This is a genomic window from Herbaspirillum sp. UBA812, from assembly GCF_002296545.1.
GTDB classification, from domain to species: Bacteria; Pseudomonadota; Gammaproteobacteria; order Burkholderiales; family Burkholderiaceae_D; genus Herbaspirillum; species Herbaspirillum huttiense.
Genome location: NZ_DBIC01000349.1, coordinates 1 through 11,091, shown reverse-complemented (window position 1 = coordinate 11,091; position 11,091 = coordinate 1). Strand labels below are relative to the sequence as shown.

The 11,091-nt window shown below is 64.1% G+C and carries 8 protein-coding genes; 3 read left to right on the top strand and 5 right to left on the bottom strand.

Going from position 1 to position 11,091, the window contains the following annotated elements; genetic code table 11:
* On the bottom strand, nt 1-2,501 hold a 2,501-nt coding region (locus B3873_RS23525; RefSeq protein ID WP_286869344.1), incomplete at its 3' end, for a type VI secretion system Vgr family protein.
* 374 nt (nt 2,502-2,875) lie between these two features.
* On the opposite strand from B3873_RS23525, the gene B3873_RS23520 reads away from it, so the two are divergent.
* Entirely contained in the window at nt 2,876-4,534 is a 1,659-nt protein-coding gene (locus B3873_RS23520) for an acyl-CoA synthetase (RefSeq protein ID WP_286869342.1), read from the top strand.
* Nucleotides 4,535-4,540: 6 nt separating this feature from the next.
* Here the strand turns inward: B3873_RS23520 and B3873_RS23515 are convergent, their stop codons facing one another.
* Complete coding sequence (locus B3873_RS23515; protein ID WP_286869340.1) at nt 4,541-5,818, bottom strand: DUF445 domain-containing protein; 1,278 nt, start codon at nt 5,816-5,818, stop codon at nt 4,541-4,543.
* 258 nt (nt 5,819-6,076) lie between these two features.
* Here B3873_RS23515 and B3873_RS23510 point away from each other — a divergent pair, with 258 nt between their 5' ends.
* A complete protein-coding gene (locus B3873_RS23510; RefSeq protein WP_034331351.1) occupies nt 6,077-6,337 on the top strand; it encodes a helix-turn-helix domain-containing protein in 261 nt (86 codons plus the stop codon).
* A gap of 181 nt (nt 6,338-6,518) precedes the next feature.
* On the opposite strand, the gene B3873_RS23505 is transcribed toward B3873_RS23510, so the two are convergent.
* Both B3873_RS23505 and B3873_RS23500 read right to left on the bottom strand, forming a co-directional pair.
* Nucleotides 6,519-7,934: a heavy metal sensor histidine kinase gene (locus tag B3873_RS23505; protein ID WP_286869337.1), complete on the bottom strand. Its 1,416-nt coding sequence runs from the start codon at nt 7,932-7,934 to the stop codon at nt 6,519-6,521.
* Nucleotides 7,931-8,602 (bottom strand): heavy metal response regulator transcription factor, encoded by a 672-nt coding sequence (locus tag B3873_RS23500; protein ID WP_034331353.1) that lies wholly within the window; start codon nt 8,600-8,602, stop codon nt 7,931-7,933. The genes B3873_RS23505 and B3873_RS23500 overlap by 4 nt, the downstream gene beginning before the upstream one ends.
* 218 nt (nt 8,603-8,820) lie before the next feature.
* On the opposite strand from B3873_RS23500, the gene B3873_RS23495 reads away from it, so the two are divergent.
* Nucleotides 8,821-9,111, top strand: a complete 291-nt coding sequence (locus B3873_RS23495; protein WP_286869335.1) for a DUF4148 domain-containing protein — start codon at nt 8,821-8,823, stop codon at nt 9,109-9,111.
* Nucleotides 9,112-9,133: 22 nt separating this feature from the next.
* On the opposite strand, the gene B3873_RS23490 is transcribed toward B3873_RS23495, so the two are convergent.
* The coding region (locus tag B3873_RS23490) for a putative bifunctional diguanylate cyclase/phosphodiesterase (RefSeq protein ID WP_286869334.1) at nt 9,134-11,091 on the bottom strand (1,958 nt) is incomplete at its 5' end.

Genomic DNA, 11,091 nt, shown 5'->3' with positions numbered 1-11,091 from the left:
AAACGTTCGTCGGTACGCATGGCGCTGGCCGGCAGTTCCACGCCCGGAGGTGCACTGTCAGCACCGCTTACATGATGGAAATTCGCCGAGCGGATGATGTGATCCGCGCTGCTCTGCTGCGTGATCGCGCCGCCCCCCAGATCAATCTGCGCACCCTGCGCCAGCAGCTTCAGCCGGGGAGCCTGCAGGACGATTTCATCAACAGCCGTCAGGATGATGCGGCGCGCTGAGGTAGCTTCGATGTCATCGCCGTGCGTCTGCAATTGCAGCTTGCCGCTGGCCGCGACCAGCCGCATCCCCAAGCGCTGCGCAAACACGCTGATACTCTCCGCCACCCGCACCAACAGCTTCTTGCCCGCAGAGAGCTGCGTATTGCCCACGCTGACCAGATCGATTTCCTTCTGCGCACCAAGGACCACGCCCTCGTCACTGGTGATGGCCACACCGGCCGGTGCAGTCACGGCCACCACCGGCTCGCCGCCACCGCTGCCTTCGGCCTGCGTGTTGCTGCCGGTCTCCCAGGCATCGAGCCGCGTGCGCAACTCGCTCAAGGACTGCACTGCCGTCGGCCCGGCATGATGGGTCTCGGCCAGCGCCGCCAGTTCCTGCTGGACGTTCTGCAGCACACGCAGCAGCCCCAGCATCTCGGTCCGATCCAGTTGCGCGCCGCTGGCCTGGCTGCGCCGGCTCGCGCTGATCAGCACACCCTGTCCTCCGCGCAGCGCCAGCGCCTGGTCCGTCCGCAACTCGGCCCCTTCGCCGCGCGCATCGCTGCGCCCCTCGGTGCGGGGATGCGTGAGCCAGCCCAGGTTCAGTTCGCTCTGTCCGTGTTGCGAGGCAAGCTGGGCGCTGATCTGGCGCGGGGTGTCGTCGAGCCGCAGCTGGTTGTAGCGCTGGCCCTGAATCTCCTTGCTGCGCACGCCCGCCAGGAAGCGGTTGCCGGGCAGGCTGCCGACGCCGCTGAAGGCAGGCGGCAGCGACAGCCCGTTGTACAGCCGGCCGATCACGACAGGCTTGTCAGGATCGCCCCCGAGGAAATCGACGAGCACCTCGTCGCCCACGCGCGGCAGATTGATCGCGCCCCATTGCCGTCCGGCCCAATGACTGGCCACGCGCACCCAGGCGGAATCGCGTTCGCTGTCGCTGGCCCCGCCGGCGAGCTGGTGATCCTGCATGCGGGTCCCGTGAAAGCGCAGCTTGATGCGGCCCAGCGCGTCACAGTACAGTTCTTCACCCGCCGGGCCGACCACATGGGCATTCTGCAGACGCGGCCGGGGCAGATCCACGCGGGGATCAAAGGCCGGTACCAGCGGGATGCCACGCCGCACGCATGCGAAATGGTTCAGATAGCGCAGGCCTTGTTCGCGGCAACGGCTCTGCAGGTCGGCCAATCCGCCGAGCTCGCTTTCACGATGCGGAGTGGCGCGCCGCAGGCGCTCATCCAGCGAGGCCGGCAGATTGTTCTCGGCATGGAACTCCAGCCGGGTCACGATGAATTCGCGCTCATGCGGAGGATGATGTTCCAGCTCGGGATGCCCCGTGACGACGATCCACTCGCCCACACGCAGCGCACGCACGGTGGAATCGGCACCGAATTCCTTGCTCTCCAGTGCCAGCCGCTGCATGCGCGCCCGGGCAATCTGGTCAAGATCTTCACTATCGTCGGCGATGTGCGGGGCCTCCACCAGATAGTCATCCAGCAGCTGGGCAAAGCGGTCGCCCAGTGCGCCCTGCGCTGCCGGATTGTTCATATGCCGTTGTAGCGGCCCATCCTGCGCGTGATCCCAGGTATGGCGGCTGACACTGCCAGCCCGCAGGCGGCGCGTGGCCTGCCAGCGCAGGAGGCCGTCCTGCGTGCCGGGCGCATGATCGCGCTGCCAGGGAACGCTGCCCGCCGCGTTGCGCGGCAGCTGCATGGGATCGTCAAACAGCACCAGCAGATGACGCGGACAGGCAGCCTGTCCCGGCAGTGGCGGCTCGCCCGGACGGATGCACCAGCCGATGCCGCGCCGCTTCCACAGGCGACGCAGGAAATCGGCATCGGATTCGTTGTGCTGCATGATGAATTCGCGTGCCGGGTAGCGTTCTCCGAGCAGCGACCAATCCACCTCCATGCTGCTGGCCAGCAAGGGGCTGCGTTGCCGCCACTCGCTGATGAGGATCTGGGTTACATCGGCCTCGCTGGCGTGCAGGAAGACGCGGGTATTGATGCGCTGGCCCATCAGGCTCAAGGCGTCCCGCAACAGCAGGCGATAGCAGCTCAGCTCGCCATCGATCTGGCCCGCATGGACCTCGGCGATGAAGCCGCAGATGGTGCGCAACAGACCCTGGTCGGTCACCAGCTGGATTTCTGCCGGCACCGCCATGAATTCCTTGAGCGGCAAGTCCTCGCGCGGCGAGAGGCACAGCACCTCCACTTCGGTGGCACCACAAAGGGTCTCGCGGCCCGTCACCTGCTGTATCAGCAGCGCGCCCTGCAAGGCCGCGTGCGATTGCGGCAAGCGCAGCCGAAGAGCACGGGCCTGTTGGGACCCGGGTTGGAATAGCGCGGAAAACGTGCGGTCGGGCATACGGACATCCTTGCTGGAAATGCCATCCGCGCGGCATCCCGGAACCAGGGTGATGCCGGCATCAAACGGCAGAAGGCGAGAGGAGAGCCATCCTAGAGGAGGGCTGCGCGCGCTTGGAGGAAGTGGCCGAGGTTGCCAGGCAAACTCGTCAGAGTTCGACCAGTCGCATTGCGCGACTGTCATTTTGTTGTGCCATGCTGATCCGCCCCGGGGGCGCTATGATAGGCGGCGTGCCGGCATGACCGGCCATCCGGAGCCCGGCCCCATGCAGGCCTGGCCCACAGCCACCCGACAGGAGACAAGACGTGCCCCCAGACATCGCGCCACGCCCCGTGATCACCCCGGCCCACTACCGTGCCGATACCACCGCTGCCTACGACTGGCAGATCCCCGAGGTCTTCAACATCGCCCACGCCGCCTGCGACCGCTGGGCAGATGGCAGCGGCCGTCCCGCCATCATTGCCGAGGACGGCGATGGCAAGGTCACCACCTGGAGTTTCGACCAGCTCAAGATCCTGAGCGACCAGTTCGCCAACGTGCTGAGCGAGGCCGGCATCCGGCGCGGCGACCGCATCGGGATTTACCTCTCGCAGCGCATCGAGACCGTCATCACTCACATCGCCGCCTACAAGCTGGGCGCAGTGACGGTGCCGCTGTTCTACCTGTTCGGCCCGGAAGCGATCGCCTATCGTCTCGACAACAGCGAAGCCGCCGCCCTGGTCACCGACGCATCGGGCATGGACAAGGTCCATCTCGCGGGTGAACTGCCGGCACTGAAAGTGGTGTTCTGCGTGGAGCAGTCCGACATCGTGCTGCCGCAGACTACCGATTTCTGGGACCGCCTGCATGCGGCCTCGTCCACATTCGAGCCGGTCACGACGCTGGCCGATGACCCGGCCATGATCATCTATACCTCCGGCACCACCGGCAAGGCCAAGGGCGCACTGCATGCACAGCGCGTCCTGCTGGGCCATCTGCCGGGCATGGAAGTCTCGCACGACAGTTTCCCGCAGCCCGGTGACCGCTTCTGGACGCCCGCCGACTGGGCCTGGATCGGCGGCCTGCTGGATGTCCTGCTGCCGTCGCTGTATCACGGCGTGGCGGTAGTAGCGCGCCGTCTGGAAAAATTCGATGCATCCACCGTCTTCGGATTGCTGGCGCGGCATGGCATCCGCAACGTGTTCTTCCCGCCGACGGCGTTGAAGATGCTGCGCGGCACGCCGGATCCACGTGCGCAATGGGATTTTGCGCTGCGCAGCGTGGCCAGCGGTGGCGAGACGCTGGGCGATGACCTGATCGCCTGGGGCCGCAGCGCGCTGGGCGTGACCATCAACGAGTTCTACGGCCAGACCGAATGCAACCTCGTCGTATCGTCCTCGTCGCTGCTCTACCCCAGTGCCTCGGGCAGCATGGGACGTGCAGTCCCGGGACACGATGTACAGATCGTAGATGAAGAGGGTGCCGTCCTGCCGCGCGGCGAAGTCGGCAATATCGCCATCCGTGCACCGGATCCGGTGATGTTCCTGCGCTACTGGCGCAATGATGAAGCGACGCGCGAAAAATTCGCCGGTGATTTCCTGCTCACGGGAGACCTGGGCAACATGGACGAAGCCGGCTACATCCGCTACCTGGGCCGCAATGATGACGTCATCACCAGTGCCGGCTATCGCATCGGCCCCGCTCCGATCGAGGAATGCCTGATGCGCCATCCGGCAGTGCGGATCGCGGCCGTGGTCGGCGTGAAAGATGCCCTGCGTACGGAGGTAGTGAAGGCTTTTGTCGTGCTGCAGGAAGGACATGCCCCGGACGCCGCACTGGTGGCGGCCCTGCAGCAGCACGTCCGTTCGCAGCTGGCGGCGCATGAATATCCGCGCGAAATTGCCTTTGTCGATGCGCTGCCGACCACGGCCACCGGGAAGATCATGCGCAAGGCCTTGAAGGAGCGTGCCGAGCAATCCTCCTGAGGCCGTTCAAACCCCGTGCACCAGCCACTGCATCAGCCACGACAAGCCGAACAGCAGCGCGCCGATCAGTCCCCCGACCAGCGTGCCGTTGATGCGGATGTACTGCAGGTCGCGGCCGATGTTGAGTTCGATCTGGCGTGACAGCTCGGCCGTGTCCCACTGCTTGATGGTGTCGCTGATGTGGCGCGTGAGCAGCTGGGCCACATCCGGACTGAGGCTGGCGATGGCCTGTTCCAGATGGGCATTGAGCGAGGCACGCAGTTCGGCATCTTCCTGCAGGGCGCGCCCGATCCACTGCGTGGCCGCGCTGGCTTGGGCGTGCAGGGCCGAATCGGGACGCGCCAGGTCTTGCCGCAGCCATTGGCGCAGGCTGTCCCACAGGCTACCCACATAGGCGTTGACGGCCTCGCCCTGCAAGATCTCGCGCTTGATCTCCTCCGCCCGTTCGCGCAGGGCCGGGTCTTCCTTCAGGCGCGTCACGAAGCCGGCCAGCTGGCGATCGAAGGCCTGGCGTAGCGAGTGCTGCGGATCCTCCGCGATTCCGGTGAGCAGCTTGTCCAGAATGTCGGCCAGGGTATCGGCGGACTTCTCGCCGATCCAGTTCGAGGGCAGCAGTTTTTCAATTTTGGGATATTCGCGCTGCAGCCATTCCACCATGCGCTCGGCGATGAACGCACGCGTCTGTTCGCGGTTGAGCAGCTCGGCCAGGGCCACGATGGCGCGGTCCAGCAGCTGCTGGTGACGGCCATCCAGCGTCAGCGTATCCAGAATGCTGGCCAGCGAGCGCGACAGGTCCAGCTTGCCCAGCGCGGTCTGCAGAGCTTCCCGTACAAAGGCCTGGATGCGGCGGTCATCGGTGAGCGTGAGCACACCACCGACCGCCTGCGCCATGTAGCCGCCCAGGCGCGCGGCATTCTCGGGCGCAGCCATCCAGGCCGAGAGTCGCTGCGCCGGATCATGGCGGCGCACCAGTCCGGCCAGCGACTGCGGACTCAGGAATTTCTCTTCCACGAAGACGGCGAGGTTGTCGGCGATGCGCTCCTTGTTGCGCGGGATGATGGCGGTATGGCGTGCCAGCAGCGGCAGCGGAATCCGGCGAAACAGTGCCGTGACGGCGAACCAGTCGGCCAGTGCGCCCACCATGGCGGCCTCGGCCATGGCACGCAGCAACGCGCTCCAGGTTGAGGGCGCTGCCAGCGAGGCAGCCACGAACAGCGCAGCCGAACCCAGCAGACAACCCAGGGCTAGACGCTTGGTACGGCGCAAGGCTTGTTGTTTATCCATGGCAGAGAGTGAGAAATTTCCGGCGGCATGCTCGCAGCATGAGACGAGGAGTCAAAACAAGGCGGGAACTTCTGAAAAATTTCGAATAGCCACTAGAACAATTTCGAAAAATACGCGCTGAAACTAGGGTCGGAATCTCGATAAATTTCGATTATTCATCAAGACATTCAAGGGTATAAGTGATTGTCACCGATAGTTTGTGCGTTTGTAATTGTAGCTAATCGACCGTCACCCCTAGCCGCATTGATCCTTGCGCTCATGAAAAAATCAGAGACTCCACAGAGCGCCCGCGTCATCTTCGGACAGAACGTCCGCAGGGTGCGCCGGCTTAAAGAGATGTCACAAGAAGAGCTGGCCTTCCGCGCTGACATCAGTCGCACCTACCTGAGCGAAGTCGAGCGCGGGGAAAGGAATATTTCCGTCGACAACATGGAGGCCCTGGCCCTCGCGCTGGAGATGGAATTGCCCGATCTCATGCGGACCAGCCTGCTTTCGCTGCCCAGTGAGGATTCGCGCTGAACCCCGGCATTCCGGCTTGAAGCTGCATGGCGCGTGCGCGCCATGTTTGCTTTCTGCTGCGCTTTTCGACTCTTGTTGACCGTCTTCTTGCAAGGTTTGTTGTTCGTTTTTCTGCACGTTCATCTGTACATCGCTCTGCACGTTTCCCGGTACAGTGCTCGCGCGATGTTCGCCACCTGTATCACGCTTTGTCCGGCACGTTGCCGGCAGCTTCGGGGAAGCGCAAAGTGAACACGGTACGTCGTCCCGGTTCGCTGCTTGCGCTGGCTTGTCCGCCGTGCAGCGCCATGATGGTCCGCACGATGGCCAGGCCCAGGCCACTGGAACCGCTGGCGCTGCTGCGCGATGGATCGGCGCGGTAGAAACGGTCGAAGATGCGTTCGATCTGATCCGGCGGGATCCCCGGCCCCGGGTTGGCCACCCCGATCAGGGTCGCGCCCGCCACCACGGTGGCCTCCAGACTGATGATGCCCTGCGGCGGCGTATAGCGGATGGCATTGGCGACCAGGTTACCCACCGCACGGCGCAGCAGGGTCGCATCGGCGTACAGGGTGCCGCTGCCGGCCACCGCAATGCGCACCTGCGCCTCTTCGGCGATGCCCTCGAAATAGTCGGCGATGCGGTTGAGTTCCTCGGCCACGTCCAGCGGCTGGATCTGCAGCACTACGTGGGCGTTGTCGGCGCGGGCCAGGAACAGCATGCTCTCCATCATGCGCGAGAGGCGTTCGTATTCCTCGATGTTGGAACTGAGCAGGGCCTGGTATTCATCCAGGCTGCGCGGCTTGCCCAGCGCCACCTGGGTCTGCACCATCAGGTTGTTGAGCGGGGTGCGCACATCATGCGCAAGATCGGCGGAGAACTGGCTCAGTTGCTGGAAGCTGCGATGCAGACGGTCCAGCATGTCGTTGAAGGATTGCACGATCTCGTGCAGTTCGCGTGGCGCGGCCTGCAGGTCGAGCCGGGTATCGAGCTTGTTGGCCGAGATGGCGCGCGTCTGTGCCGCCATCATGCGCAGCGGACGCAAGCCGCTGCGCACGAGGAAGTAACTCAAGAGCGTTGCCAGCACGGTGCCGATGGCCGCCGCCCACCATACATCGGCGCGATAGTCCGCCAGCAGCAGCATGCGATCCGAGGCCGTACGCACCACCAGCACGATGGCCTTTTCGCCCGAGCGAGTGACCGGCATGCTGGCGATGTAGCGCGCGCGCAGGTCACCCATGCGCAAGGCTTCGATGTGGTCCCAGCTGCGGATCTTGACGGTGGACAGGTCCACATCCGGCGAGGTGCGCGTGGGGTCATGGCTTTCCAGCAGGGTGCTGCCATCGGCGCGGGCGATGCGCACCAGCAGCTGATCATGGCCGGAGAGGGTGTCCAGTACCAGGTGGCGGCGGGCGAGGATGTCCTCCAGTGACGCCGCATGCTCGACCAGGTGATTGATGGAGCGGCACTTGCCGGCCAGCTCTTCATCGTCGCGCGCCTCCAGCTGCATGTGCAGCGAGTGCGACAGATAGCTGCCAACGGCCGTGAACAGCACCAGCGCCAGCAATCCGAACAGCACCACCAGCCGCAGGCTCATCGACGCGGTAGCACGTCTCACCGCCGCACCTCGAACACGTAACCCATGCCCCACACGGTGTGCAGCAACTTCTGGTCAAATCCTTCATCCAGTTTGGCCCGCAGACGGCGCACGGCCACGTCTACCACGTTGGTATCGCTGTCGAAATTCATATCCCATACTTGCGAGGCAATCTGCGGACGCGACAGCACCTCGCCCGGACGGCGGATCAGCATGTGCAGCAGCGCGAACTCCTTGGCAGTGAGATCGATGCGCTGTCCGGCGCGCGTGACCTTGCGGCGAATCACATCCACCACCACATCCTCGTACTCGATCAGATCGGCCTCGCGGCTCGGCCCCCGCCGCAGCAGGGTGCGCACGCGCGCCAGCAGTTCGGTGAAGGCGAAGGGCTTGACCAGGTAATCGTCGGCACCCAGCTCCAGGCCCTTGACGCGGTCTTCGACTTCGTCGCGGGCGGTGAGGAAGAGCACCGGCGTGTCATGCGTGCGGCGCAGTTCGCGCAGGATGTCCCAGCCGTTCATGCCGGGCAGCATCACGTCCAGGATGATCAGCTTGTAGTCCAGCGTGCGCGCATTGTGCAGGCCGTCCACGCCGGTCTGCACCCAGTCCACCACGAAGCCGGACTCGGTCAGGCCGCGACGCAGGTACTCGCCCGATTTGGGCTCGTCCTCTACCAACAAGATGTGCATGATCGGAATTCCTGACGGACAAGCACGTATTGTGACCCAGCCGGATGCGGCATTCATTACAAATGTGTAATGACTGGGCAATGTTTCTGTACGGCCCCCCTCCCTAGAATCCATTCCAACGACTCGCCAACCAAGCACGGCGATCGCGCCATCCCTGGCAGCGCACATCCTGTGCAGCACCAGGGATCTTGTGAAAACGCACTCAAAGGAATCTGATCATGAAAACCTCGCACCTCGTCCTCGGCGCACTGGCCACCGCCTTCTCCCTGTCGGCCTTCGCTCAATCGACCGTGACCACGGAAGCCGCACGCGATCAGGCCAACCTGAACGCCCGCAGCAACTATCCGGTGGTGCAATTCCAGGGCAGCAAGATGCGCGCCGATGTCGTCGCCGAGCTGCAAGCCGCACGCCTGGGCGAGCCGATGCAGAACACCGGCGCCAAGCCTTCGGTCTCCGACAGCAGCACCCAGGGCCAGGCGCTCGACACCTCGCTCTACAGCGGCGCGTGATCGCACCTGCCTGGGTCTCTGCTCAGGACGCGCGCTGCCGGCCCTCCAGCAGCGCCGTGAACTGTTCTCCCGGCATGGGCCGGCCGTACCAATAGCCTTGATACAGCGTGCAACCCTGCGCATGCAGCAGGTCCCGCTGTTCCATCGTCTCCACCCCTTCGGCGATGATGGACAGCCCCAGGCTCTGGCCCAGCATGATGATGCTGCGGATGATGCTGGCCGTGGCGGCATCGTCCTGCATCCTGCGCACGAAGCTCTGGTCGATCTTGAGCTGGTCGATGGGGAAGCGTCCCAGGTAGGACAGGGACGAATAGCCGGTCCCGAAATCATCGAGCGAAATCGAGACCTCATGCGACTTGAGGTCATTCATTTTTTCGATGACCTCATCGATTTTGTCGATCATCATGCTTTCGGTCAGTTCCACCTTCACCGCCTTGGAGCTGATGCGGTGCTGGCGAATGGTTTCGTGGAAGCGCGCCACGAAGTGGTCCACCTTGAATTCCTGCGCCGACACATTGACCGCCACCACCAGCTCCCTGGCCAGTCCTTCGCGCTGCCAGGATTCGAGATCGCGGCAGATGGCTTCCAGCACCTGGTGGCCGATCTCTTCCATCAATCCCAATTCTTCGGCCACCGGAATGAACAGCGCCGGCGGCACCATGCCCTTGAGCGGATGCTTCCAGCGCACCAGCGCCTCAGCCCCGACCACCTTGCCCTCAAAGGTAACCTGCGGCTGGTAATGCACCACGAACTGGTGCTGCGCCACCGCCGTGCGCAATTCCACTTCCAGTGCACTGCGCTGGCTGGCCAGGGCCTGCATGGCCGGATCGAAGAAGCGGAAGACATTGCGGCCCGCGGCGAGTGACTGCACCATGGCCAGCTTGGCCTGCATCACCGCTTCCTCGGCCGATTGCACGTCACCACGCAGGATGTTGATGCCGATGTTGAGGGAGCAGGGGAAACTGACCTCCTTGCCGGGCGCCGGCGCGAGCGCTGCAATGAGCCTGTTGGCGAGGGCCTCGCAGAACTTGATGCCCTCGGCCAGATCCCGGCTCTTGATCTCGCCGCCCAATGCGAAACGTTCTCCATCGATACGCGCCAGCATATAGCCGTCGCTCACGCAGGCGGCCAGCCGGCGTGCGCACTCGGCCAGCAGACGATCCACCTCATCCGGCTTGACCAGCCCTTGCGAAAGATCGGCACGATGGATCTCCATGTAGAACACGGCCAACGGCAGTCCATGCGACTGCTGGCGTATCAGCGCACGCCGCAGGCGGTCAAGGGACAGCCGCCTGTTGGGCAGTTCGGTGACCGGATCGTAGAAGCTGAGGCGGGCGATGCTGCTTTCTGCTTCCAGCCGTTCTGAGATATCGATGAGCACCCAGATCTGATCCCGCTGGCTGGAGCCGTCGATCGGCGAAGTGCGCAGTTCGGCCGGCAGGGTACTGCCATCGGCGCGCTTGAGCAGGACGATCTCGCCCACCCTGCCAAGATGGTGCTGGATCCGGTCATGCAGATAGGCGGCTTGTTGCTGTGATTCTTCGAAGATCTGCGCACTCGATAGCGCCAGGAGTCCGGTTTCGCTCATGCCCAGCATGGACTGGGCCGCATCATTGGCAAAAGCGATCCGGCCATCACGCACGAACAACACGCCGGCCGGGATATTGCCCAGGATCGCCGCCTGTTCGTCGAAGAGGGTTTTGAGGCTGGACTGCATGGCCTCCATGCGATGGGCAAGCAGGCCGATCTCGTCCTTTTGCGTCAGCGCGATGCGGTTATCGAAGTGTCCGCGTTCGATGCGGCCGGCGGCGACGGTCAGCTTGCGGAGAGGCGCGAGGATACGGCGATAGACCAGCAGGCCGATGATGAGCAGTGCCACCACTGCCTGCGCCAGCAGCACGCGCGTCTGGAAGCGCTTGTCTGCGGCGAGCTTGCGCTGCAACTGGGCATCGGACACCACCACCTGCACGCTGCCGAGCG